This is a genomic window from Micromonospora sp. NBC_00821 (genome assembly GCF_036347035.1).
Classification (GTDB): domain Bacteria; phylum Actinomycetota; class Actinomycetes; order Mycobacteriales; family Micromonosporaceae; genus Micromonospora; species Micromonospora hortensis.
On record NZ_CP108880.1, the window covers coordinates 3,846,249 to 3,869,677 of the forward strand.

Sequence of the window (23,429 nt, forward strand, 5' to 3'; positions counted from 1 at the left end):
CGGTAAGGGGGAGTACCCACATCGCTACAACGTTCATGGGTCTCACCTCCTCGGGCGGTGTCACGGTCGACTGCAAGCTATCTCGCCAACGTGATCCCGTCGAGTCGTTTCCTCGCCAGGTGATCACGGCGTTGGGTGGGTCAGCGATCGGTGGAGCCACTCGGCCATCAGCGCGCGTTCGGCGTCGGTGAGCCCCGGGAGGTCGGGCAGCACCGTCGCGAAGGTCACCGCTACCGCGTTCGCGCTCGTGTCGGGTGTGGCCGGAGTTGTCGCCAGGATGCTGGTGAGCACGGCCTCGAGCATGGCCTCGACCAGGCCGAGGTCGCGCTGGTCGGCGGGCGTTCCCAGCAGGGTGAGGATAGTTCCGTTGCCCGCAGAGTGGATCATCAGTAGCGCCCGCTCCTCGTCGACCCGCAGGAGGCCGGCTGTGGCGAGTCGCCGGACCCGTCGCCGTAGCACGTCGAGGCCGGCGATCGTCGCCGGCGAGGGCGCGCCGCTCCCCCGGGTAGCGATCAGCGCGTACAGCTCGGGGTTTGTCAGGCCGAACGCCACGTGCGCGCGCCATCCGGCGCGCAGGTCCGCGACCGGATCACCCGTCGCGCCGTCCGCTGCGACCGATTTGCCGCTGACGTAGGTGGCCATGACGTGCTCGGCGACGGCGTCGATGAGGCCGTCCTTGTCGCCGAACAGGCGATAGATGGTCGGCGCCTGCACGCCTGCGGCCTGGGCGACGGCCCGCGTCGTCACCGCGTTCGCGCCCTTCTCCCGCAGCAGTTGGGTCGCCGCCGCGACGATGCCCGCGCGGACGTCGTCGCGGGTGTCCTGCGTCATCACCATGAACCGATGCTAACAGCATCTTGTTAGCTAAGGATTAGCGGTGCTAACTTGACTGGCGTAACACCGATAACAAGGAGTGTTCATCATGATCGTCGTTACCGGTGCCACGGGAAACCTCGGGTCCCAGATCGTCGAGCGGCTGCTCGACCGGCTACCGCCCGACGCGGTGGGCGTGAGCGTGCGCGACGTCGACAGGGCCGCCGGCCTCGCCGAGCGGGGGGTGCGGGTGCGCGCCGCGGACTTCACCGACCCGGCCACGCTGGGGCACGCCTTCGAGGGTGCCGACAAGGTCCTCATCGTCTCCGCCGCCATCCGCGGCCCCGGCGCGTTCGTCGCGAATCGCGCCGCCATCGACGCCGCCCGCGCCGCGGGAGCCGGTCGAATCCTCTACACCAGCCACCAGGCCGCCTCCCGGGACTCACTCTTCGCCGCCCAGCCCACGCACGCCGCGACCGAGGAACACCTGGCCGGACTGGGGGTTCCCTTCACCGCCCTGCGCAACGGGTTCTACGCGAGCACGCTCAGCTTCTCCATCGGCACGGCGTTGGAGACCGGGCAACTCGTGGCGCCGGCGGACGGCCCGGTGTCCTGGACCGCGCACGCCGACCTGGCCGAGGCCGCAGCCGTCGCCCTCACCGAGGACGGCGTACTCGACGGGGTCACGGCACCGCTGACCGCCTCGGAGATGCTCGACCTGGAAGCGGTGGCCGCTATCCTCAGCGACATCACGGGCCGCGTGGTCGAACGGGTCGTCGCGGACGACGACCAGTGGCGGGCGACCGCCATCGAGCGAGGCATGCCCGCGGCGGCGGCCGACTTCACGCTCGGCATGTACCGCGCGGCGCGAGGAAAGGAGTTCGCCGTGACCGATCCGACGCTGGAGACAGTCATCGGCCACCGCCCGACATCCGTCCGCTCAGTCCTCGAGGCCATCGTGGCCCGGCGGTGAGGGGTTGTCGGCGACACCGCGTGGCGGAACTCCATGTCGACGTCGGGATCGTCGAGTCCGAGTGTGGTGTGGCTCTGGCTCAGGCGGAACGACAATGGGTGACGGTTCGCGCGGTTGGGCGAAATCCGAGCCGCTGGTAAAGGTGTCCGGGCACGGGGGTAGACGACGGCGCGGGTGGCGCCGGCTGCCCGGAGCGCGTGCAGGCAGGCCAGGCTGACCGCGGCGCCGCGTTGCGCTGCCAGGCGAGGTCACCGATGTGCCATCGGCTCGCCGGTGTCCAGGAGCGTTGGACGGCACGCTGCATGGCGATCAGGTCCTCGGGTCCTGAGTAGTCTCGCCGCCGCATCTGCCTCCCTCCGCCGGGTAGAGAACACCCTGCTGACATGCAGGCGCAAGGTCAACTGGTTCGGCCAGCGTCGTCCGCCCGGCGGGTTGCGCGATCGACGCCGCGCTCCGCTCGGCCAGCCCGACTTTCGTCCGGAGTTGACCCTCGACCGGGTTGAGGCCCGACCATCGGCGACATGACCGACCAGGCGACCGTCGACCCGACCATGACCCGCATCATCGAGGCCGTGCAGCTCGGCCAGAGCGGCGCACCTGCCCGAGCCCGTGAGCTGCTCACCGTGTTGTGGGACGAACTCGGCCCCACCGGTGACGCCCTGCACCGCTGCACCCTGGCGCACTACCTCGCCGACCTGCAGGACACCACCGAGGCGGAGTTGGCCTGGGACGAACGTGCCCTGGCCGCCGTGTCCGACCTGACCGACGAACGCGCCCAGCGGTATCTGTCCTCGCTCCAGGTCCAGGCGTTCCTGCCGTCGCTGTACCTCAACCTGGCCGACTGCCACCGGCGTCTGGGCAACGTCGGCCCGGCCCGGGAGAACCTCGCCCTGGCCCGTGAACACCTAAAACGGCTACCGGACGACCCGTACGGCGAGAGCATCCGCGTCGCGGTCCGGGACTTCGTCGAGGACGATCCGACCGACCGTCGGCGGTAGCGGTCGGCGGGTCACCGATCTCGGCGAGCGACGCCCGTGCGGTATTCCTGGGGTGAACGTCCGTAGTGGGCACGGAAGAGGCGGCTGAAGTGGGCCTTGTCCGGGAAACCCCAACGGGCGGCGATGGACTGGATCGACTGCCGCAGCAGCGGGTTGCCGAGATCACGCCGGCACTGCTCCAGGCGCTTGGCGCGGATGAGTTCGGCAACCGTCGTCGACTCCGCCTCGAACAGGCGGTGCAGCGACCGCGGCGAGATGTGGTGGGCGGCGGCGACGCTGCGAGGGCTGAGCTCGTCACTGTCGAGGTGGCGGTCGATGAAGTCGACGACCCGGGCCCGCAGTGCGGTCTGCCGCGCCTCCGGTGACAGGGTGTCCTCGATGTCGAGGTACTGAGCGAGCGCGGCAGTGAGCAGGTCCACCGCCACCCCGCCCAGGATCTCGGCCTGGGCCGGCTCGAACTGCTCCGGGTGCGCCGCGATGCTGCGCAGGTGGTGGGCCAACAGCCCGCCGACGCCGAGGTGCGACGGCATCGGCGTGGCCAGCAGGCGGCGGAGCCGGTCCGGCGCCAGGGGCAGCGCCGCGTGCGGTATCTGCACGGTGATCGAGGTGGCGGGACCGGGACCGTCCGCGCGGTGACGGGCGACGTGCGGCCGTGCGGTGTCCAAGAGGGTGAAATGGTTCGCGGCTTCCAGCGTGGACTCGGTGCGGTCCTGGATCAGGGTGCTGCGACCCGTCAGTGGTAGCGCGAGTTGATACACGTTCCCCTCGGCTCGGCGGACCAGTGTCGTGGGCCGGATCGAGTCCAGCGACGGGTAACGCAGCGAGGTCATCCGGATGCGGCCGAGATCGATGGCCTGCGCGTAGGCCACGAAGTTGTCCAGATGGCCGCTGCTGATGTGCGCCGGCGCGGTCTCCTGGGCGACCAGGGCATACCAGAACGCGAAACGGTCCGCCGGGGGCAGCACCGTCGTGTCCACCACAAGGTTGGGCAACACTCCGTTCGCCTCCCCCCATATGCGAGGATGGATTCTTGCATGCTTCGACTGTCCCTACCCACAACGCGGTTTCCACGCCCGGTGCTGCCCGGAGGGTTGGCGAATGTCGGCGGTGACCGGCGCCGACATTCGGGAGGCGGCCGACGAGATGACCCGGGTGCTGCTGCCACACCGGGAACGCGACTGGTCGGTGCCGGCGGGCTCGCTGAGCTGGAGCTGCTGGACCACAGCGGCGCACGTCGCGCACGACCTCCTCGCGTACGCGGGCCAGGTCACCGGCCGCCCGGATGACGGCTATCTGCCGTACGACCTGCGGGTCTCCCCCGACGCGAGCCCGACGCAGGTGCTCACAGTGGTGCGGGCCTGCGCCGGTCTGCTCGCCGCGGCCGTCGACGCCGCCGGGCCGGAGGCGCGGGCCTGGCACTTCGGCGCGTGCGATCCGGCCGGCTTCGCCGCCATGGGCGTGGCCGAGACCGTGCTGCACACCCACGACGTCACCGTCGGTCTCGGCGTGCCGTGGCAGCCGCCGCAGCGGCTGAGCGCGCTGGTGCTGCGGCGACTCTTCCCGGACGCCCCGCCCGGGGCGGCGCCCGAGGTGCTGCTCTGGATGACCGGCCGCGGTGAGCTGCCCGGCCGGGCCCGGCGCACCTCCTGGAGCTGGCGGGCCGCGGTCGACTGACTCGCACCGACGGTGAGGGCCGGGTGGTCGCCTGCCGGGCGACCACCCGGTTGGAGCGTCAGGGTCAGGTCCAGCTGATGCCACGGTTGCGAACGCTGCGCATGCCCGTCTCCTCTCCCCTCGGTGACGGCCCCCGTGCCCGCCAGGTGACCTCAGCGTCGGCCACGGACTGCTTCGGCGGTACCGGTGTCGGCGTTCGGAGTCGTTCGGGCTTGTTCGACCGGAGACTCGGACGTGGCAGGTCTGGAGTCGGGTCGCCGCTGCCACAGCGGCACGACAGCGAGAACCGCCACCGCGCCCGCCAATCCGCTGAACCCGATCACCGTGGTGGCCGGCCACCGGTCGGCGCCCAGACCCGCGAGGACCATCGCCGTCCCCTGTAGCCCACTGAGACCGGTGATGGCCACCCCGAACGCGCGTCCCCGGTACTGCGTCGGCACCGCCCGGCCGAACAACGCGTTCAGAGGGATGGCGAAGGCGCTCGCGGCTCCGGCCAGCACCAACAACAGGAGCATCATCCACAGCGGAGGGACGAGCCACGCCACCGTCAGCACGCCGGCCGACATCGCGGCCAACGGCAGGATGAGCCGTGGCCAGGCCGCCGGTGGACAGAACCGGGTGAGCGCGACCCCGCCGAGGGACATCCCCAACGGCGCCGCCGCCAGCAACAGCCCGACGGTGGCGGCGCCGCCACCGTACTGTCGGGCCAGCGGCGCCATCAGCCCCTCGGCCGCGTAGGTGAAGGCGCTGGCCGTCCACAGGAGGAGAACGTAGGACCGCAGCCGGGGATCGGCGAAGATCACCCGCAGGCCAACCGCCCGGGCCTCACCGGTCGGGCTCGACCGCGGTCGGGGCGCGGGGCGGGAACGCACACCGATCCCGATCAGAAGTGCCGACACCAGAAACGTGCCGGCATCCACCAGCAGGGCACCGCGCAACGACAGCACCGCCACCAGGCTCCCCCCGACGGCGAAGCCGACCACCTGAACAACCTGGGCGCAGATGTTGTCCACGCCGTTGGCCACCGTGTAGCGGTCGTCGTCGAGCACCTCCGGCATCAACGCCGCCCGCGCCGCCACGAACGGTGGCCGCATCAGGTTGACCACGAAGAGGAGCACCACCAGGGCTGGCGCGGGGAGGTCCGGCAGCGCCGCCAGCGGGATGAGCGCCGCGCGGCCAAGGTCGCACGTGATCATCACGCTTCGCCGGGGGAACCGGTCGGCCAGGCCGGACAGCAGCGGTCCGCCGGTGAGCCAGGCCAGGTAGGAACTGGCGTACGCGGCCGCCGCCAGCGCGGCCGAGCCGGTTTCGCTGAAGACGAGATACGCCACGGTCACGGCCGTGAGCTGGTCACCGGCCAGGGACAGCAGGTACGCACCGAACAGGTGGCGGTACTCGCGTACCGCGAACACCTCGGCGTACGTCGCGGCGCGCTCGGTCACGTCGCCCCGTCCCTCCCGCGCCGGCGGTCATCTGGGCGCTCGGCCCCGACCGTATCCGCGTTCGCGTCGTCGAGGCCGGGAGCAGGCGTTCGGACCTGTTCGGATCCGTTCGTGACAGGTGCGGACGGTCGGCGCGGGCAGGTGATGCCCGGCTACCCGGTGTGCAGCGAGTGCCGGTGGCCGTCGAGTGGGAAGGGCGGCCGGGCCGGCAGCACCTCCTGGAACACGAAGCCGCACTTCTGCGCCACCCGGCAGGACGCGACGTTGTCCACCTGGTGCAGCAGGTCGAGACGCGTCACCTCGGGGAACCTGTCGAACGCCCAGCGGCTCAGCGCGGTGACCGCACGCGGGGCGACGCCGCGGCCGCGTGCCCACGACGCCGTCCAATAGCCGACCTCCGGGGCCGGACGCTGCGGCGTGACCCCCTTGAGCACCACGTTGCCCACCAGCGGGGCGCCGTCGGCCTGCTCGTCGAGGACGGCGAAGGTGTACCGCCGCCCGTCGGCCCAGTCGCGCAGCGCGCCGTCCAACCACCGTCGGGCCTCGGCGGGGGTGGTCACCGGAGCTCTGGTCCAGCGGCGCAGGACCGGATCCCGGTACGCCCGCACCAGCTCATCCAGGTCGTCGGCGCACCACTGCCGCAGGACGACACCCGGCGTCGAGGGCATGTCGGGTGACCGAGATTCGATCATCATCGGCACAGTCTGCCGTGGCAGTGGCCGGGGGGTCAGCCCCGACGGCGCCACCGACGCCACCAGCTACGGCGGGGCCGGCGCGTCGGCGGCAGAACGACCGCCGCTTCGGTGCCGGTCGTCGTCACCGTGGGGCGGGCACGTTCGGCGCGCCAACGGCGGACCACGTCCTCGGCGTTCACCGGGCGCACCGCGACCCGGGGGCCGTCGTCGGGGAAGCGCAGCCACGCCACGATCTGCCCGTTCAGCTGCCCCACGAAGTCGCGGACGGACTGTTCGGTGGGCAGGTCACGGACCTCGTCGGGGACCTGCTCGATGCGTCGGCGCAGTTGCAGCGACGTGGGCAGGAGCAGGTCGCTGGGGAGCGCCTCGCGCTCCAGGAAGCTCTTGATCCACCACGCCTCGTCGTACGGCGCCCCCCGACCGGGGATCGGCTTGCCCATGCCGGGCAGGTCGTCGAACTCGCCGCGCTGAACGGCGTCCTGGATCTTCGCCTCCACTGACGCTTCCCACGCCTCGGTCACCGTGCGGCACCTCCCTGGCCACCGTAACGCGCCGCCTCCGGCCGGCGACACGCACTTGCCAGGGGTCAGCACGTCCGCGACGGCGCGCATTCCCGCCGACTGTGGCGCCGTTGCGCCGAACGTGAGTAGATCACCACGGATCGCAGGCCACGGCCTGTCAGGTGGCCCTGGGGTGGGATGTTCATCCCGATTACGGTCGGTGTGGGGACTACCGAACGGGGGAAGCGTCGTGGTGAGTACTGGTGCACTGCTGGGTATCGCGTTGGTGGCGTTGGGGCTGGTGCTCACGCCCGGCCCGAACATGGTCTACCTGGTGTCCCGCTCGGTGGCGCAGGGCCGCCGAGCCGGTCTGGTCTCGCTGCTCGGGGTGGCCGCCGGCTTCGGCGTCTACCTGGCGGCGGCGGTCGCCGGCCTGGCCACCGTCTTCGTCCTGGTGCCGACGCTGTACGCGGTGGTGAAGCTGGCCGGCGCCGGCTACCTGCTCTGGCTGGCCTGGCGGACACTGCGTCCGGGTGGGCACTCGCCGTTCACGCCCGCGCCGCTGCCGCCGGACCCGCCCCGGCGGCTGTTCACCATGGGCCTGGTCACCAACCTGCTGAACCCGAAGATCGCGATCCTCTACGTGTCGTTGCTACCGCAGTTCATCGACCCGACGCGGGGGCATCTGGCCACGCAGAGCCTGCTGCTCGGTCTGACCCAGATCGTCGTGGCGCTGAGCGTGAACGCGCTGATCGTGCTCAGCGCCGGCTCGCTGGCCGGGTTCTTCGCCCGCCGGCCGGTGTGGTTGCGGGTGCAGCGGTGGGTGACCGGCACGGCGCTCGCGGCGCTGGCCGTGCGGATCGCCGCCGACCGGTCGCGCGCGGCCGTCGCCACGCCCTGACCCGGTGCTCAGTGCCCCCGTTGGCGGCCGAGCATCCCGGCGGCCAGTGGCGCGGCGTCCAGGTCACCGGCGGCGAGCCGGGCGGCGAGGGTGCGGCGGACCAGTCGGTCGGCCAGCGCGGGAGCGTGCCGGCCGACGGCCATCTCCAGCCGGCCGCGTGCGGTGGTCGCCACGTCCCGGGGTGCCCGTCGGGCGGTGGCGGTCCGCAGGATCGCCGCGACCACCCCTTCGACGGGTTCGGGGCGCGACACTCCTCGCAGGGACAGGCCGGCCTCGGCGGTGCTGTCGTGGATCGGGGAGGCGACCATGCTCGGGTAGACGACGCTGACCCCGACGTGGCTGCCCACCTCGTGGCGCAGCGCGTCGGCGTAGGCGACCAGGGCCCGTTTGCTCACCCCGTACGCGGCCGCGAGCGGCAGCGGCAGCACCGCCATCCGGCTGGACACGAAGATCACCCGCCCGCGTGCGGTGACCAGCGGGGGCAGCGCGGCGGCGGTGGTGCGCCAGGCGGCGAGCAGGTTGACCTCCAGTTGCCGGCGGACCACCTCGTCGGGCGGCAACTCGGCCGGAGCGGGACCACCGACCCCGGCGTTGTTGATCAGCAGGTCGAGCCCGCCGAGTCGGTCGACGGCGGCCCGCACCGCCGCCGGCACGGCGTCCGGGTCGGTCAGGTCGCAGCCCAGCACCGGAACGTCGTCGTCGGGACGGGCGTGCAGGTCGAGCCCCACCACCCGGGCGCCGGCCGCGCTCAGGGCGGCGCCGAGGTGGCGGCCGAAGGTCCCGCTCGCCCCGGTGACCAGCACCCGCCGACCGGCAAGTGTTCGGTCCCTCACCGGGGTGCCCCCACCGGGGGCGTCGCGCCGGAGCGGGCGCGGCGGGTCCCGGCGGTCAACTCCCTGGCCAGCTCGGCCAGGTAGACGTCGAAGTCCACCCGCATCGCCGGGCGGCGCTGACCCCAGCGGGCGGTCGCGGCCCGCAGTTCGGCCCGGCACGCGGCGCGCTGTCGCTCCGGGTCCGGCAGCGCGTACCGGCCGGCGAGGTGCGCCGCGATCAGCTTGGCCTGCGCCTCGACCAGGGGGAACGCGGAGCCGGTGGACTGCATCAACCCGACGAAGCTCAGCCCGGGGGCGTCGGGGTGGAACACGTGCCGGTACAACGGAAGGGTGTCGGCGCCTCCGGCGAGCAGCGCCGGGTCGAGGAACGGGACGTCCACCCGGTAGCCGGTGCACCAGATGATCAGATCGACGCTGTCGCTGCGGCCGTCGGTGAACTCCACCCGGTCGCCGTCGAGGGCGGCGACGCCGGGTCGGGCCTCGACGTCACCGTGGGTCAGCCGCGACAGCAACCCGTCGGAGAGCGTCGGGTGGTCCTGGAGGAAGCCGTGCGTCGGCGCGGGCAGCCCGTAGCGGGCGGGGTTGCCGACTGTGGTGCTCAGCATCGTCTGGCTGATGCGTTGGCGCAGACGCCACGGCAGCCGGCGGGCCAACGCCCCGTTGAGAGTGTCCGAAGGGCGCCCCAGCAGGTACTTCGGCACCACCCAGACGCCCCGGCGCAGCGACAGCAGGGTCCGGGTGGCGGCGTACGACGCGTCGACGGCGATGTCCATCGCGGAGTTGCCGCCGCCGACGACCAGGACCCGCCTGCCGACCAACTGCTCCGGGCCCCGGTAGTCGTGGCTGTGGATCTGCTCGGCGGTGCTGGTGCCGGGGTAGCCGGGGTCGGGCAGCCGGGGCACCCGGTTGTGCCCGTTGGCGACGACCACGGCGTCGACGGTGACCTCGACCGGGCCGCTCGGACCGCTGGCGGTGACCGTCCAGGTGCCGTCGGGGTGCTGGGTGACCCGCTCGACGGTGTGACGCAGCCGGATGGTGTCGGCCAGCCCGAAGCGGGTGGCGTAGTCGGCGAGGTAACCGGCGACACGACGGTGGTCGGGGTAGTCGGGCCAGTCGGTCGGCATCGGGTGGTCGGCGAACTGGGTACGACCACGGCTGGTGTTGAGGTGCAGCGTGCGGTACGCGGGTGAGTCGGGTGCCCCGTACACCCAGAGGCCACCGACCTGCTCGGCGGCCTCGAAGCCCACAGTTGGCACGTCGGCGTCGCGTAGTGCCTTGACCGCGGCGAGGCCGGCGGCGCCGGCCCCGATCACCGCCACCCGCTGTGGTACGCCCATTGCCGCCCCCATTAATCCAACGTCCGATGGATAATCGTCGCGTGGCGGCGGCCCGTCAAGGGGTCGGCGGTCCGTACAGCCCGTCGAGCAGGCGATGCACGAACGCCCGGAACTCGCGCCGTTCCCGAGCCCCGGGCGCGCCCGCGGCCAGCGCCACCACGTGCCCGTGCGTCGCCCACACCAGACTGCGCACGGTGATGTGCGGGGTCGGCTCGGCCAGCGCGCCGGTCGCCGCGGCGGCGGTGAGCAGCTCCGCGACCAGCCGGTACAACGGGTCGGCGTAGCGCTGGTCGAGTTCGGCGTGCCGCTGCGGTTCCAACCAGCGGCGCAGCCACAGCGCTGTGGTCTCGGGGCGGTCCTCCAGGAAGTCGACGAAGACGTCGACCAGCTCGTGCAGGGCCCGCCGCGCCGCGTCCGGACCCGCGTCGAGAGCGGCGCGGGCCTGCTCGGCGGCCTCGGTCAGCACGTCCCGCTCGGCGGCGAACACCCGGGCGAAGCACGCGTCGTAGAGCGCCGCCTTCGTACCCGTGTGGTGCGCGACAGTGGCGACGTCGACCCCGGCGGCGGCGGCGACCTCCCGCAGCCCGACGGCGTCGAAGCCCCGCTCGGCGAAGAGCGCGGTCGCCGCGGTGAGCACCACCTCGCGGGTCGGCCGGGTCTCGTCACGGCGGGGCCGACCCGGGCGGCGGCGGGGCATGGTCATGACCGCCATTCTGCCCCTAGAATCCAGCAACCGTTGGATTGCGGAGAGGATGCGGCGATGACCGGGCTGGACCGGCGGCCCGCGGCCGCCACCGACGCGACGCTGCCGCGCGGCCCCCTGGCGGGCTTCGCGGCCGGCTCGCTCGGCATGGGTGTCTGGGTGACGGTGCCCGGCCTGCTGCTGCTCTACTTCCTCACCGACGTGCTGGCCGTCGGACCGTGGCTGGCCGGCCTGGCGCTGCTGCTGCCGAAGATCGCCGACGTGCTGCTGCACCCCTGGGTGGGGCACCGCGCCGACGTCGAGCAGACCCGACGCGGCGACCGTCGTCGCCTGTTGCTGCTCGGCTGCGCCCTGCCTGTCGCGTTCGCCGCGCTCTTCGCGGTGCCCGGCGGCCTGACCGGCGCGTCGGCGGCGGCGTGGGTGGCGGTGTTCTTCATCGCCGGCAACCTGCTCTTCGCCGCCTACCAGGTCCCCTACCTGTCCACCCCGGCCGACCTGCGCATCGGCTATCACGAACGCACCCGGCTGATGGCGTTCCGGATGGTGGTGCTCACCCTGGGCATCCTGGTCTCCGGGCTGCTGGCCCCGCTGCTCACCGGCGGCGACGCGGCGACGCGGGACGGCTACCAGCGGATGGGCGTGGTCCTGGCCGTGGGGATGCTGGTGGCCATGCTGGTCGGTGTCGCCGGCATCGCCCGGCTGCGCGGGTCCGCGCCGGCCAGCGCCGCGTCCGGGCACGGTGGGTGGCGGGCGTTGCGCACGGCGCTGCGCGACAGGCAGTTCCGGTGGCTGGTCGCCGCGTACCTGGCGATGTCCACCACCACCCACCTGGTGCTCGCCGGGGTGCCCTACTACGCCGAGTACGAGCTGCGCGCCCCCGGCCTGACCACGGTGCTGGTGGCCGCGTTCGTGGCGCCGGCGCTGCTGGTCACCCCGGCCTGGCTGGTGGTGGCCCGACGCGTCGGCAAACAGCGGGCGCTGCTCGGCGCGCAGGGCGCGTTCGCGATCGGCTCGGTGGTGCTGGCGGTGGGCCGACCGGCCGGCCTGCCGGTGCTGGTCGCCGCGGTGGCGGTGCTCGGGGTGGCGTTCGCCGGCATGCAGCTGCTGCCGTTCTCGATGCTGCCCGACGTGATTCGCGCCGCCAGCAACGCCGGCAGCACCGGGGCCGGCACCTACACCGGGGTGTGGACGGCCACCGAGGCCACCGGCGCGGCCCTGGGCCCGTACGCGTACGCGCTGTGCCTGACAGTGGGTGGTTTCGTGGCGTCCACGGCCGGTGAGTCGCCGGTGCAGCCGGACGCCGCGCTCGCTGCGGTCCGCTACGGCTTCGGGTTGCTGCCGGCGGTGACGATGCTCGCGGCGCTGCTGCTGCAACGCCGCTACACCCTGGACGCCACAGCCCGGGCGGCGAGCTGATCGGGCGGCACTAGACTTCGCCCTCGATGGACGCCCAGCCCAGCACCACCGAGACCCGCCCGTGCGCCCACTGTGGAGCGCCGGTGCCGCAGCGTGTCGGCGCGGGCCGACCGTTTCGCTACTGCCGCGACAACGACGGCGCCTGCCAGCGCGCCTCCCGCAACAGCCGGATGCGCCACCGCAACGCCCCCGGTCTGCCCGGGCAGGTCGCCCGCACCTGGGAGGCGGTGGACCGACTCGACCAGATCGTCGAGACGTTGACCGAGTCGCTGCACGCCGAGTTGTCCCCGGTGGGTGTGCAGCGGCAGCTCGCGCAGGTCCGCGCGGAGGCCGCCACCGAGATCGCCGCGGCGCAGACCGAACGCGACGAGGCCCGCGACGACGCCGAGACCGTGGCGGCCGACGCGGCGCGCGCCCGCGAGCAGGCCCGCGAGGCCCGCGCCGAGGCCGACGACGCCCGCCAGCGCGCCGAGCTGGCGCAGCGGCAGGCCACCGCCGCCGACGAGCGGGCGCGGCACGCCGAGGCCGCCCGCGACCAGGCGCGCCACGATGCCAGCGCCGCCGAGGCACTGCGCGCCCAGGCCGAGCGCGACCGCGACCAGGCCCGCGTCGAGGCGCGGGACCTGCGCACCGAGCGCGACGCGCAACGGCAGCGGGTGGCCGACCTGGGCGTGGAACGCGACGCGCTACGCGCCGAGGCCGAACGGGCCGGCCGGGCCGCCGCCGAGGCGACCGAGCGGGCCGGTCGGTGGCAGGCCGAGGTGCACGACGTCCGCCGCCAGATCGAGCAGTCCCGCGCTGACGCGGCGCGGACCCGCGCCGAGGCCGCCGACGCCGCCCGGGCGCGCGAGCAGGCCGACCGGGCCCGCGACCGCGCCGAGGTCGCCGCCCGGCAGGCCGACGGCGCCCGGCAGGAGGCCGCCGAGTTGGCCGCGCGGCTGCGCGCGGAGGTAGCGGCCCTGGCCGCCCAGCGCGACACGCTCACCGCCGAGCTGAGCGTGGCCCGGCAGGCCGCGGCGACCGCCGAGGGTCACCGCACCGCCCTGACGGTACGACTCGACGCCGCCGAGACCGACCGGGACCTGGCCCAGCGGCGGGTGGCGCAGCTCGGTGACCAGGTCAGTGACCTGGCGTTGGCGCTGGCCCGCCTCGGCGCCGCCACTCCCGGCGACGCCACCTGATGATCGTGGCGCAACCTTCGGTAGGCTCGGGCGGTTAACCTCCCCGGTGGCAGCGGACACACACCGTTGTCCCGACCCGCCTGGGGATCACCTCACCGGGTGAGCGTCCCGGCCGGTTACCCTTGGTCCCGGCCCACCCGTGGACGCCTCACGCCCTCGGGCGGGAATGGCTCGACGGGGACGCACCGTTACACCCAGAAGACCAGCACCACGAACGAGGGGAAGTCGATCATGGGCGAGCGTATGCTGCGCGGAAGCCGCCTTGGCGCGGTGAGCTACGAATCCGACCGCAACACGGAGCTCGCGCCGCGTCAGACCCGCGAGTACCTCTGCGCCAAGGGCCACCAGTTCGAGGTGCCGTTCGCCGTCGACGCCGAGGTCCCGACGACCTGGGAATGCAAGTTCGACGGCAGCGTCGCCCGACTCGTCGACGGCAACGAGCCGGAGCAGAAGAAGGCCAAGCCGCCGCGTACCCACTGGGACATGCTTCTGGAGCGGCGTTCCATCGCCGAGCTGGAGGACATCCTGGAGGAGCGCCTGCAGGAGGTTCGGACCCGCCGCGGCCGCGCCTGAGCCGCACGACGCACGACGACGGCGCCCCCGGGGAAGACCCCGGGGGCGCCGTCGTGTCTGTCTTCAGCGGGGTAGCTGGCCTGGTCTCAGTGCCGGCCGGGTTCGACGATCTCGCCCTCGATGGCGCGACCGCCGTCGACCACCACCGGCTGTTCCGGCTGGGGAGTCGGCTGCGGGGTGGGTTGCGGCGCACCTTGGCGCACCCGCACCGTGCGGGGCCCGAACAGGTCACCGGCGACCATCGACGACACCCGCCGCTCGGTGGCGCGGCGCACCCCGGCGCGGGCCAGTCGACGCACCGGCGGCACCAGCAGCAGCAACCCGACCAACCCGCTGACCAGGCCGGGCACCGCCAGCAACAGCGCGCCGGCCAACCCGACGAGCCCATCGGTCACCTGCCCACCCGGTGGCTGCCCGGCCGCCGCGGCGGCGCGGAACCCACGCCAGGCGCGCATCCCCTCGCGGCGCAGCAGCACCAACCCCAGCAGGGACGCGGCGAACACCAGCAACACCGCCGCGCCGAACCCCAGCGCCCGCCCCACGCCGACGAACACCGCCAGCTCCAGCACCACCGCCAGCAACAGGGCCAACGGTACGAACCTCAGTCCTCGGCGCATCTCACCTCATCGCCATTCCTGCGGACACCACGGACGTGTTCCGCTCATCCAGCATGACACGGCCGCGCCCACGGCCACCGTGCCTGACCCGCTCACGGCCACCGTGCCTGGCCGGTGGCGGTGCCGTGCAGGCCCCGGCGCACCGCCTGGCGCCGGTCGCGCACCCCCCAGGCGGTGATCCGCCACAGCGCCTCGGCCACGATCTTCGGGCTCATCTTGCTGTCGCCGCGTTCCCGCTCGGCGAAGGTGATCGGCACCTCCACGATCCGCACCCCGGCCCGGTGCGCCAGCCGCGACAGCTCCACCTGGAACGAGTAGCCCTGCGAGGTCACCGACTCCAGGTCGATGGCGTCCAACGCGCTGATCCGGTACACCCGGTAACCGCCGGTGGCGTCCGAGACGGGCATGCCCAACGCCAGTCGCGCGTACAGGTTGCCGCCACGCGACAGCAACAGCCGCCGCAGCGGCCAGTTGAGCACCCGCGCGCCCCTGGTCCACCGGGACCCGATGACCACGTCGGCGTCGCGGGCGGCGTCCAGCAGCGCCGGCAGGTCCTCCGGGGCGTGCGAGCCGTCCGCGTCCATCTCCACGACCGCCTGGTAGCCACGCTCGCGCGCCCACCCGAACCCGGCCAGGTACGCCGCACCCAGGCCCTGCTTGCCCTGGCGGTGCATCACCTGCACGTGCGCGTCGCCGTCGGCGAGGGCGTCGGCGATCGCGCCGGTGCCGTCGGGGCTGTTGTCGTCGGCGATGAGGATCCGCACCGCCGGGGCGGCCCGCCGGACCCGGCCCACGATCACGGCGATGTTGTCGGCCTCGTTGTAGGTGGGGATCACCACCAGCACCCGGCCCACCCCGGGCACCTCGTCCGCGCGTCGGATCGTATCGGTCGCCTGGATCACGGTTCCTCCGCTCCCGCCGGCGTACCGGCTGTTGCTATCCGGGCCTGACCCGCTGCCGCCGGCGCAGCACCGCCGCGCCGACCAGGGCCGCCGCGGCCAGCGCGGCGAGCGCCACCTCGGGCCACCAGCCGAGGCGGGTGGCGAGGGTGCGTCCGTCGTCGAGCCGCAACTGCCGCACCACGACCTCCCGGGTGTTGAACCCGGTGGCATCGCTTACCCGCCCGTCGGGTGCGACGAACCCGGACACCCCGACCGTGGAGGCCATCAACGCCGGCCGTCCGTGCTCCACCGCCCGCAGCCGCACCATGGCCATCTGCTGGCGGGCCTCCGCCACGTCGAAGGTGGCGTTGTTGGTCTGCACCACCAGCAGTTGCGCCCCGCCGGTGACGGTGTCGCGGACCACCTCGTCGTAGGCGACCTCGAAGCAGATCACGTCACCGAGCACGGTGGGGCCGGCGCGTACCACGCCCGGGGTGCTTCCGGGTACGAAGTCGTTGCGGATCAGGTCGACCTTCTTGCTGACCATCCGGGCCACGTCGCGCAGCGGCACGTACTCGGCGAACGGCACCGGGTGGCGTTTGGTGTACAGCTGCCCAAGGTCCGCGCCGGTGCCGGGGCGCCACAGGATGCCCGCGTTGCGGACCTGCCCGGCGTCGGGACCCAGCAGGACCGCGCCGACCAGGATCGGCGCGCCGATGGTGTCGGCGGCCTGGGAGATCCGCGCACCGGCGGTGGGGTTGCGCAGCGGGTCGATGTCGCTGGAGTTCTCCGGCCACACCACCAGGTCGGGTCGCCGCTGCTGCCCGGCGGCGACCCGCTCGGCCAGTTCGATGGTGGCGTCGACGTGGTTGTTGAGCACCGCCTGCCGTTGGGCGTTGAAGTCCAGGCCCAGCCGGGGCACGTTGCCCTGCACGATCGCCACGGTGACGGTGTCGCCGGACCCGGCGGTGGCCACCGGCACCAGCAGGCCCCCGGCGGTCAGCGCGACGGCCACGACGGCCGGTACGACCACCGGCGTCCACGGCCGCGCCGACGCACCCCCGGGGCGTGCCGGGCCGTCCAGCGGGCCGTCAGCGCCCGGCGTGGCGTCGCCCGGCGCGGTGGTGGGCTCAGCTGCCCGGCGTCGGGCGGTGACCCAGCCCCGCCAGGCGGCGGTGACCAGCAACCCGCCGATGAGGGCCACGACGAAGGTGACCAGCGGGGCGCCGCCGAGCGCGGCCAGGCGCAGCAGCGGTGAGCCGTCCTGGCTGAACGCCAACCGCCCCCACGGGAACCCGCCGAACGGGGTGCGGTCGCGCAGCGCCTCCTGCCCGACCCACAGCAGCCCGGTCAGCGCCGGCCACGCCCAGCGGACGCGGTCGACCAGCGGCGACACCCAGGCGGTGGCCACCCCCAGCAACGCCAGGTAGCCGGCCTGCAGCAGCGACAGCAGCACCCACGGCAGGTAGCCGGTGTGCAGGTTCGTCCAGGCCAGCAGCGGGGCGAAGAACGCCACCCCGGTCAGGAAGCCCAGGCCGGCGCCGGCGCGTAACCGCCGCCGATGCGCGGCGGCGGCCAGCAACGCCACCCCGACGGGCGCGAGCGGCCACACCCCGTACGGGGGGAACGCCACCAGCAGGGCCAGCCCGGCGGCCACGGCCAGGGGCACGGCGACCCGCAGCGGCAGCGGCCGACCGGGAACGACCGGCCGGGGCAGCGCCGCCGGGGTGTGCGTCTCATCCCGGTCCAGGGTCGTCACCGCTTCACCTCGATCACGGGGCGAAGGTTACCTGGCTGGCGGGTGCACCGGACCGGTCGGGCCGTCGGGCACGAACCGCCCGGTGGACATGAAATCGGGGCGCGGCTCGCGCCGCGCCCCGATGCTCCCAGGCCCTTCCCGGCCGGTGTGGCGAGGATGGGGCACGACGACCTTCGGACCGACCGGACGTGGACTGGCTGCCCCCGCCGGGCCGTTGTCTACTGGCCGTGCACCTCACCCTGCCCGTACACCGGTAACCGCGGCCGGTTCGCGCCGCCCCGCCGACCCCCGCCCGCTGGACCTGGCCGCCGCGACGATGACGCTCAAAAATGTCGCTCGGCCAGCGGACGAAGGGACGAAGCGAACAACAGCCGCTTCCCGTGGTAGGACTCAAAGACGGTACGTGCCGACCCCCGTCGGTTGTCAACCCGCAGCCGGCCTGTCGTGTGTTGCGACACGGCGTGTCGGGTCGGCGAGTCTCAATGCGTCCGCAGATGCTGACGCAGCAGCGCCTGCGCCGCCCCCCGGTGCTCCTCGGCGAGCAGCCCTCCGGCGGCCAACACGTAGTCGGCGTCGACCACCGCCGCGGCGGCGCGCGGCAGCGCCCACCCGCCGGCGTGGTCGGCCAGGACCGCCGTCAGCACCTGCCCGGACACGTCCGGCGGCGAGTGTCGCAGCACCCCACCGGAGCCCACCAGCATCCGTACGTCGCGCAGGTCCCTCCCGGCCCGCTCACCGGTGGCGGCGCCCCGGGCGTGCCGGCGCAGCGCCACCGTCGCGGCGAGGGTGGCGATGCGCCGGTCCACGGCCCGCTCGACGTCGTCGACGGCCAGGAACGCCGGGTCGGCCGCCCGTCGCGCCGCGGCGGCACCCAGGTCGTCGGCCTCACCGTCGGTGAGCAGCCGCTCCTCCGCGGCGGCCCGCACCACCCCGGGGGCGCTCCACCGCATGCCCAGATCGCCCTCCACGGTGCGGGCCCGCCACAGGCTGCCGGCGACCTCCCGGCCCGGCCCGGTGGCCCGCTCGTCGGGCGTGAGCACCGAGTACACGTCGGTGGTGGCCCCACCCACGTCGACGACGGCCAGGTCACCGCCCAGGGTGTCGGCGAGCACCTCCACACCGGTGAGCACCGCGTCGGGGGTGGCCGCCCGCACCAGCCGCGCGAACCGGGCACCCCGCGACAGTCGTTTACCACCGATGACGTGGCGCAGGAACACCGCGCGGATCGCCGCCCGCGCCGACGCCGGGGCGAGCACCCCGATGCGCGGCAGGACGTTGTCGGCGTCGGTGACCGGCACCCCGGCGTCACGCAGCAGCCCGGTCACCTGCTCGCGCACGTCGGCGTTGCCCGCGTACACCACGGGCCGGCGCCACCGGGCCCGGGCCAGGCGGGTGGCGTTGTGGGTGACCGTGTCGGCGTCGCCGCCGTCGGTGCCGCCCACGAGCAGCACCACGTCCGGGCGGGCCGCCCGCAACGCCGTCAGGTCGGCGGCGCCGAGCCGTCCGGCCGCGACGTGCACCACGTGCGCGCCGGCGGACAACCCGACCCGCCGGCCGGCCTGCGCGGTGACCAGCGGCTCGTAGCCGATCACGGCCAGGCGCAGCCCACCACCGGCCGACGAGCACACGTACCACGGCACGTCGCGCGCGCCGAGCCCGGCGGTGGCCGCCGCGACCGCGGCGTCCAGGCCGTGCAACACGTCGGTGCCCACAGTGGTGGGCGCCGACGCCGCACCGGCCAGGACACCGGCGGCCAGGTCCACGACCGCCACCTTCGTGTACGTGGAACCGACGTCGGCGCAGACCGCCAGGCTCACGAGTTTTCCTGTTCGCGACTGCGGGGCTCGCAACCCCGGCTCACTCCTCGCGACTCACGCTGGCGGCGGGGACGACCACGGTGCCGGTCGCGGTGACCGCCACGATCGGCGGGTCGAGGACCTCCGCGGCGGACGCGGAGCGGTCCGGGCGACCCCGGCACACCACCGCGCACTCCAGTTCGAGGGTGCGGCTGCGGGTGCCCACCCGCGACACCCGCGCGGTGACCTCCACCACGTCCCCGGCGTGCACGGGCGCGTGGAAGCGCACATCGGCGTACCCGGCGAACAGGCCCTCGTCACCGTCGGTGCGGATGCACACCTCGGTGGCGACGTCGCCGAACAACCCCAGCGCGTACGCCCCGTCGACGAGGTTGCCGGCGTAGTGGGCGTGCGAGTACGGCACATACCGCCGGTGCGTCACCGTCAACCCGAGCCGTGCGTCGGTCATGCCATCGCCTTCCGTTGCGTGATCAGGGCGTGCACGAGGTAGCTGGCCACCTCGCCGGGCGTGGTGCCGCGACCGAAGATCCGGTCCACGCCCAACTCGTCGGTCATCGACTCGTCGAAGCGGGGACCACCGACGATCAGCAGCGGACGCCGCCCCGCCGGCATCGCCTCCCGGAACGCGGCGGACATCTCCCGGGTGTTGTGCAGGTGCGCGTCGCGTTGGGTGACCACCTGCGACACGAGCACCGCGTCGGCCTTCTCCGCCCGGGCGGTCTCCACCAACTCCGGCACGCTGACCTGCGCGCCCATGTTGGTGACCTTCAACTCCCGGTAGTACTCCAGGCCCTTCTCCCCCGCGATGCCCTTGACGTTGAGGATCGCGTCGATGCCCACCGTGTGCGCGTCGGTGCCGATGCACGCCCCGACCACTGACAGCTTGCGCCGCAACCGCTGCTTGATCACGGTGTTGACGTCCTTCGCCGACAGCAGCGCGAAGTCGCGTTCCACCACCTGCACGGCACCCAGGTCGACCAGGTGGTTGACCCGCCCGTAGACGACGAAGAACGTGAACCCGTCGCCCATCGGCCTGGCGTGCACCACCATCGCCGGGTCGATGCCCATCTTGTTGGCCAACTGCACCGCCGCGCCCTCGGCGCGCTTGTCGTGGGTCACCGGCAGGGTGAACGACACCTGCACCATCCCGTCACCGGTGGTGTCCCCGTACGGGCGCACGATCTGCTTGCTCACGCGGCGGCCTCCAGGATGTCGGTGGCCGGGTTGCAGTAGTCGGCCTCGTGCGCGGCGACCCCGGACAGGCCCTTGCCGCGGTCCGCGGGCCGCTTCATGATCCCGAAGGTGCCCTCGGCGATCGCCGTGAGCAGCGTCTGCTCCCCGATGCGCTCCAGCAGGTCCAGTGCCTCACCGAGGACCTGGTTGGCGCGGCGGCGGATGAACCCGCCCGGCGCCGGCACGAAGTCCTCGTGCAGCCCACCTGCCGCGCCGAGGACGTAACGCACGTTCTGCAGGGCGATGTCCCGGTCGGACAACCACGGCGTCACCACCGCCTCGGTCATCATCCCCACCAGCAGGATGCCCTGACCGGTCAGCGCGCCGGCCAGGTTGAAGAACCCGTCGAGCAGGTTGCCCCGGAACACGTCACCGGTCATGTGCTTCGTCGGCGGCATCCACTTCAACGGGGCGTCGGGGAACAACTCCCGGGCCAGCAACGCGTGCGCCAACTCCAACCGGAACGACTCCGGCACCTCCGGGTTGATCTCGAACGCGTGCCCCAACCCCAACTGCCAGTCCGCCAGCCCCGCCTCGTGGGCGAAGAACTCGTTGAGCAACTGCGACACCGTCACCGTGTGCGCCTCGTCGACAGCGTCGGCGGTGGTCAGGTAGTTGTCCTCACCGGTGTTGATGATGATCCCGGCGCGGGCGTGCACCTGCCGGGAGAACCGCTGGTCGACGAACGTGCGCACCGGGTTGATGTCGCGAAACAAAATCCCGTACATCGAGTCGTTCAACATCATGTCGAGGCGTTCCAACCCGGCCAGCGTCGCCATCTCCGGCATGCACAGCCCGGACGCGTAGTTGGTCAACCGCACGTAACGGCCCACCTCCTTCGACGACTCGTCCAACGCCGCGCGCATCAGCCGGAAGTTCTCCTGCGTGGCGTACGTGCCGGCGAACCCCTCCCGGGTCGCGCCCTCGGGCACGTAGTCCAGCAACGACTGCCCGGTGGACCGGATCACCGCGATCACGTCCGCGCCGGCGCGCGCCGCCGCCTGCGCCTGCGGAATGTCCTCGTAGATGTCGCCGGTGGCGACGATCAGGTAGATCCACGGCCGCTGCGCCGGGTCGCCGTGGCGCTTCACCAGCCGGTCCCGCTCGGCGCGCCGCCGGTCGATGCGCCGAATGCCCGCGCCGACCGCCTTGCGCGCCGCCGACCGGGCCGCCGTGGCCGCCCTCCCGGTGGGCAGGGCGAACCGCACCGACCCGGCGGCCGCCTTCTGCGCCAGCAACGTCACGTCGGTGCTGCCCTCACGGACCAGGGCGTCGAACACCGGCACCGCCACCCCGTGACCCAACCCCACGTCCGCGGCGACCGCGTCGACCAGCCGGTTCACCCACGGAATGCCATCCGGGTCGGCGCCGGTCACCCCGGCCAACCGCAGCACCGCCCGCTCCACCGACACCGTGGTGTGGCTGCGCGCCAGGTCCACCACCGGCTGCCCGGCCCGACGCGCCAACTCCCGCGCCCGCGCCACCAGCACCGGATCAAGATCAAGCTTTCCGGTCATGATGACCCTTCCTCGTAGATGACCTCACCGCGCAGCACCAGACGCCGGCACACCGGCAACGGCGTCGGATCGTCCGGACCCCGCGCCTCCGGGTCCTCGGCCTGCAACACCGGCAGACCCCGCTCGACCCCCGCCGGCGTCGACCACACCGCGAACGTCGCCGGCGCACCCAACGCCAGGACCCCCTCGACGTCCAGGTGCACCGCCCGCCACCCGCCCCGGGTATGCGCCGCGAACGCCGAGCGCACACCCATCCGCTGCGCCGGGTTGTGGTGCGCCACCGCCGCCCGCACCGAACCCCACGGGTCCAGCGCGGTCACCGGCGAATCCGACCCGAACGCCAACGCCACCCCCACCGAGTGCATCGCACCCATCGGGTTCGACTCCAACGCCCGGTCCAACCCCAACCGCGTCTCGTACATCCGGCCCGCGCCGCCCCACAACCGGTCGAACGCCGGCTGCATGCTCGCCACCACCCCGTACTCCACGAACCGCGCGATCAACGCCTTACTCATGATCTCCGCGTGTTCGATGCGGTGCCGGGCCGCGCGCAACCGCTCCACCCCCACCGTCCGCGCCGCCGCCGCGAACCCGTCCAGGACGGTGCCGATCGCCGCGTCACCGATGGCGTGGAAACCGCCCTGCATGCCGTGCGCCGCGCAGTCCAACAGGTGATCGCGCACCTGCTCGACCGACAGGTACCCGTGCCCGCAGCCATCACCGTCGCCGTACGGCCGAGACACGTGCGCCGTGCGCGAGCCCAACGCCCCGTCGGCGAACAGGTCCCCACCGGCGCCGACCGCGCCCAACTCCCGGGCCCGCGCCGCGCCACCCAACTCACCCCAGTACCCGTACACCTCCGGCAACCCCGCGCCGGAGATGCCCAGCAGACCGGTGAAGTCCTCCTCGTCGGAGATCTCCGGGCCACCACACTCGTGCACCGCCGCGATCCCCAACGACGCCGCGTGACCCAGGGCCACCCGCTGCGCCGCGACCCGCTGCGCCCGACTCACCGACGCCTGCGCCGCCGCCCGCACCACGTGGTGCGCGTCGCGCCGCAACCAGCCCGACGCGTCGTACCCGGCCGCCTGCGCCGCCTGCGGACACGCCGCCAGCAACGCCGACGACACCAACGCCGAGTGGATCGACGCCTGCGACAGGTACACCCGCCGACCACCGGCGGCCCGGTCCAGCGCCGCGGCGTCCGGCAACGTCGGATCCGACCAACCCGACTCGTCCCAGCCGTGCCCCAGCACCACCGCGTCCGCCGGCAGACCCGCCGCGAACCCCGCCACCGCGTCGAGCAGCTGCCCCGCCGAACGCACCCCGGACAACGCCAACCCGGACAACGCCAACCCGGTGTCGGTGGCGTGCACGTGCGCGTCGACGAACGCCGGCGTCACCAACGCCCCGCCCAGGTCCACCACCCGGTCGGCCGGCGGCGCGTCACCGTCGGTCCCCAACCAGGCAATCCGCCCACCGGACACCAGCAGCGCGGTGGCGCTCGGGTCGGCGGGGCAGTGCAGCACGCCGCCGCGATACAACGTCGAGGGGTTCGTCATGACC

Annotated in this window: 23 protein-coding genes; 7 read left to right on the forward strand and 16 right to left on the reverse strand. The window is 73.4% G+C overall.

The genetic code is table 11. From position 1 onward, the window contains the following. Positions 1-123: 123 nt before the first annotated feature. Positions 124-837 (reverse strand): TetR/AcrR family transcriptional regulator, encoded by a 714-nt coding sequence (locus tag OHB44_RS17725; protein WP_330437606.1) that lies wholly within the window; start codon positions 835-837, stop codon positions 124-126. Positions 838-922: 85 nt separating this feature from the next. Here OHB44_RS17725 and OHB44_RS17730 point away from each other — a divergent pair, with 85 nt between their 5' ends. Both OHB44_RS17730 and OHB44_RS17735 read left to right on the forward strand, forming a co-directional pair. Beyond that, positions 923-1,786, forward strand: coding sequence for an NmrA family NAD(P)-binding protein (locus tag OHB44_RS17730; RefSeq protein WP_330437607.1), 864 nt, complete (start codon positions 923-925; stop codon positions 1,784-1,786). A 521-nt stretch (positions 1,787-2,307) separates the two neighbouring features. Next, positions 2,308-2,784: a hypothetical protein gene (locus tag OHB44_RS17735; protein ID WP_266302464.1), complete on the forward strand. Its 477-nt coding sequence runs from the start codon at positions 2,308-2,310 to the stop codon at positions 2,782-2,784. Between the two features lie 11 nt (positions 2,785-2,795). Here the strand turns inward: OHB44_RS17735 and OHB44_RS17740 are convergent, their stop codons facing one another. Beyond that, positions 2,796-3,779 (reverse strand): helix-turn-helix domain-containing protein, encoded by a 984-nt coding sequence (locus tag OHB44_RS17740; protein WP_330437608.1) that lies wholly within the window; start codon positions 3,777-3,779, stop codon positions 2,796-2,798. Positions 3,780-3,882: 103 nt separating this feature from the next. Between OHB44_RS17740 and OHB44_RS17745 the strand changes: the two genes are divergently transcribed. Continuing rightward, positions 3,883-4,458 carry a maleylpyruvate isomerase N-terminal domain-containing protein gene (locus OHB44_RS17745; protein ID WP_330437609.1) on the forward strand — a complete coding sequence of 192 codons (576 nt, stop codon included), beginning with the start codon at positions 3,883-3,885 and terminating at the stop codon, positions 4,456-4,458. Positions 4,459-4,610: 152 nt separating this feature from the next. Here OHB44_RS17745 and OHB44_RS17750 read toward each other — a convergent pair whose 3' ends face one another. The 3 genes from OHB44_RS17750 to OHB44_RS17760 form a co-directional block, all read right to left on the reverse strand. Further along, complete coding sequence (locus OHB44_RS17750; RefSeq protein ID WP_330437610.1) at positions 4,611-5,900, reverse strand: MFS transporter; 1,290 nt, start codon at positions 5,898-5,900, stop codon at positions 4,611-4,613. 152 nt (positions 5,901-6,052) lie between these two features. Continuing rightward, entirely contained in the window at positions 6,053-6,595 is a 543-nt protein-coding gene (locus tag OHB44_RS17755; protein ID WP_330437611.1) for a GNAT family N-acetyltransferase, read from the reverse strand. Between the two features lie 32 nt (positions 6,596-6,627). Next, on the reverse strand, positions 6,628-7,116 hold the full coding sequence (locus tag OHB44_RS17760; protein ID WP_238685586.1) for a J-domain-containing protein: 489 nt from the start codon (positions 7,114-7,116) through the stop codon (positions 6,628-6,630). 229 nt (positions 7,117-7,345) lie between these two features. Between OHB44_RS17760 and OHB44_RS17765 the strand changes: the two genes are divergently transcribed. Next, positions 7,346-7,996, forward strand: coding sequence for a LysE family translocator (locus OHB44_RS17765; RefSeq protein ID WP_266302458.1), 651 nt, complete (start codon positions 7,346-7,348; stop codon positions 7,994-7,996). Between the two features lie 8 nt (positions 7,997-8,004). Here OHB44_RS17765 and OHB44_RS17770 read toward each other — a convergent pair whose 3' ends face one another. Genes OHB44_RS17770 through OHB44_RS17780 form a run of 3 tightly spaced genes read right to left on the reverse strand, consistent with a single transcriptional unit; the run spans position 8,005 to position 10,869 of the window. Then, positions 8,005-8,829: an SDR family NAD(P)-dependent oxidoreductase gene (locus tag OHB44_RS17770; RefSeq protein ID WP_238685584.1), complete on the reverse strand. Its 825-nt coding sequence runs from the start codon at positions 8,827-8,829 to the stop codon at positions 8,005-8,007. After that, positions 8,826-10,166 carry a flavin-containing monooxygenase gene (locus OHB44_RS17775; protein WP_238685583.1) on the reverse strand — a complete coding sequence of 447 codons (1,341 nt, stop codon included), beginning with the start codon at positions 10,164-10,166 and terminating at the stop codon, positions 8,826-8,828. Before OHB44_RS17775 ends, OHB44_RS17770 begins: the two co-directional genes overlap by 4 nt. A 55-nt stretch (positions 10,167-10,221) precedes the next feature. After that, a complete protein-coding gene (locus OHB44_RS17780; protein ID WP_238685582.1) occupies positions 10,222-10,869 on the reverse strand; it encodes a TetR/AcrR family transcriptional regulator in 648 nt (215 codons plus the stop codon). A gap of 57 nt (positions 10,870-10,926) precedes the next feature. Here OHB44_RS17780 and OHB44_RS17785 point away from each other — a divergent pair, with 57 nt between their 5' ends. From OHB44_RS17785 to OHB44_RS17795, 3 genes are all read left to right on the forward strand, one after another. Then, positions 10,927-12,285, forward strand: a complete 1,359-nt coding sequence (locus OHB44_RS17785; protein ID WP_330437612.1) for an MFS transporter — start codon at positions 10,927-10,929, stop codon at positions 12,283-12,285. A gap of 26 nt (positions 12,286-12,311) precedes the next feature. Next, the gene (locus OHB44_RS17790; RefSeq protein ID WP_330437613.1) at positions 12,312-13,466 is read left to right on the forward strand and encodes a hypothetical protein; all 1,155 of its coding nucleotides are present in this window, start codon (positions 12,312-12,314) and stop codon (positions 13,464-13,466) included. 231 nt (positions 13,467-13,697) lie between these two features. Further along, the gene (locus tag OHB44_RS17795; protein ID WP_091398247.1) at positions 13,698-14,039 is read left to right on the forward strand and encodes an RNA polymerase-binding protein RbpA; all 342 of its coding nucleotides are present in this window, start codon (positions 13,698-13,700) and stop codon (positions 14,037-14,039) included. Positions 14,040-14,125: 86 nt separating this feature from the next. Here OHB44_RS17795 and OHB44_RS17800 read toward each other — a convergent pair whose 3' ends face one another. From OHB44_RS17800 to OHB44_RS17835, 8 genes are all read right to left on the reverse strand, one after another. Continuing rightward, the gene (locus OHB44_RS17800) at positions 14,126-14,656 is read right to left on the reverse strand and encodes an FxsA family protein (protein ID WP_238681388.1); all 531 of its coding nucleotides are present in this window, start codon (positions 14,654-14,656) and stop codon (positions 14,126-14,128) included. Between the two features lie 92 nt (positions 14,657-14,748). Then, positions 14,749-15,558, reverse strand: coding sequence for a polyprenol monophosphomannose synthase (locus OHB44_RS17805; RefSeq protein ID WP_238685579.1), 810 nt, complete (start codon positions 15,556-15,558; stop codon positions 14,749-14,751). 34 nt (positions 15,559-15,592) lie between these two features. Next, the gene (gene lnt, locus OHB44_RS17810) at positions 15,593-17,296 is read right to left on the reverse strand and encodes an apolipoprotein N-acyltransferase (RefSeq protein ID WP_442932613.1); all 1,704 of its coding nucleotides are present in this window, start codon (positions 17,294-17,296) and stop codon (positions 15,593-15,595) included. A 479-nt stretch (positions 17,297-17,775) separates the two neighbouring features. After that, entirely contained in the window at positions 17,776-19,113 is a 1,338-nt protein-coding gene (locus tag OHB44_RS17815; RefSeq protein WP_330437614.1) for a glutamate mutase L, read from the reverse strand. A 40-nt stretch (positions 19,114-19,153) separates the two neighbouring features. Then, on the reverse strand, positions 19,154-19,561 hold the full coding sequence (locus OHB44_RS17820; protein ID WP_330437615.1) for a hotdog domain-containing protein: 408 nt from the start codon (positions 19,559-19,561) through the stop codon (positions 19,154-19,156). Further along, positions 19,558-20,307: an OAM dimerization domain-containing protein gene (locus tag OHB44_RS17825; protein ID WP_308193702.1), complete on the reverse strand. Its 750-nt coding sequence runs from the start codon at positions 20,305-20,307 to the stop codon at positions 19,558-19,560. Before OHB44_RS17825 ends, OHB44_RS17820 begins: the two co-directional genes overlap by 4 nt. Continuing rightward, positions 20,304-21,863 (reverse strand): lysine 5,6-aminomutase subunit alpha, encoded by a 1,560-nt coding sequence (locus tag OHB44_RS17830; RefSeq protein WP_238685576.1) that lies wholly within the window; start codon positions 21,861-21,863, stop codon positions 20,304-20,306. The genes OHB44_RS17825 and OHB44_RS17830 overlap by 4 nt, the downstream gene beginning before the upstream one ends. Then, positions 21,860-23,425: an amidohydrolase gene (locus OHB44_RS17835; protein WP_238685575.1), complete on the reverse strand. Its 1,566-nt coding sequence runs from the start codon at positions 23,423-23,425 to the stop codon at positions 21,860-21,862. Before OHB44_RS17835 ends, OHB44_RS17830 begins: the two co-directional genes overlap by 4 nt. Positions 23,426-23,429: the final 4 nt, after the last annotated feature.

What these genes read in the sequence shown, in the direction of transcription:
- OHB44_RS17785 (WP_330437612.1), top strand. Translation starts at nt 10,927, where the DNA reads ATGACCGGGCTGGACCGGCGGCCCGCGGCCGCCACCGACGCGACGCTG.
- OHB44_RS17725 (WP_330437606.1), bottom strand. Translation starts at nt 837, where the DNA reads ATGGTGATGACGCAGGACACCCGCGACGACGTCCGCGCGGGCATCGTC.
- OHB44_RS17795 (WP_091398247.1), top strand. Translation starts at nt 13,698, where the DNA reads ATGGGCGAGCGTATGCTGCGCGGAAGCCGCCTTGGCGCGGTGAGCTAC.
- OHB44_RS17800 (WP_238681388.1), bottom strand. Translation starts at nt 14,656, where the DNA reads ATGCGCCGAGGACTGAGGTTCGTACCGTTGGCCCTGTTGCTGGCGGTG.
- OHB44_RS17780 (WP_238685582.1), bottom strand. Translation starts at nt 10,869, where the DNA reads ATGACCATGCCCCGCCGCCGCCCGGGTCGGCCCCGCCGTGACGAGACC.
- OHB44_RS17835 (WP_238685575.1), bottom strand. Translation starts at nt 23,425, where the DNA reads ATGACGAACCCCTCGACGTTGTATCGCGGCGGCGTGCTGCACTGCCCC.
- OHB44_RS17775 (WP_238685583.1), bottom strand. Translation starts at nt 10,166, where the DNA reads ATGGGCGTACCACAGCGGGTGGCGGTGATCGGGGCCGGCGCCGCCGGC.
- OHB44_RS17735 (WP_266302464.1), top strand. Translation starts at nt 2,308, where the DNA reads ATGACCGACCAGGCGACCGTCGACCCGACCATGACCCGCATCATCGAG.
- OHB44_RS17745 (WP_330437609.1), top strand. Translation starts at nt 3,883, where the DNA reads ATGTCGGCGGTGACCGGCGCCGACATTCGGGAGGCGGCCGACGAGATG.
- OHB44_RS17730 (WP_330437607.1), top strand. Translation starts at nt 923, where the DNA reads ATGATCGTCGTTACCGGTGCCACGGGAAACCTCGGGTCCCAGATCGTC.
- OHB44_RS17755 (WP_330437611.1), bottom strand. Translation starts at nt 6,595, where the DNA reads ATGATGATCGAATCTCGGTCACCCGACATGCCCTCGACGCCGGGTGTC.
- OHB44_RS17790 (WP_330437613.1), top strand. Translation starts at nt 12,312, where the DNA reads ATGGACGCCCAGCCCAGCACCACCGAGACCCGCCCGTGCGCCCACTGT.
- OHB44_RS17830 (WP_238685576.1), bottom strand. Translation starts at nt 21,863, where the DNA reads ATGACCGGAAAGCTTGATCTTGATCCGGTGCTGGTGGCGCGGGCGCGG.
- OHB44_RS17820 (WP_330437615.1), bottom strand. Translation starts at nt 19,561, where the DNA reads ATGACCGACGCACGGCTCGGGTTGACGGTGACGCACCGGCGGTATGTG.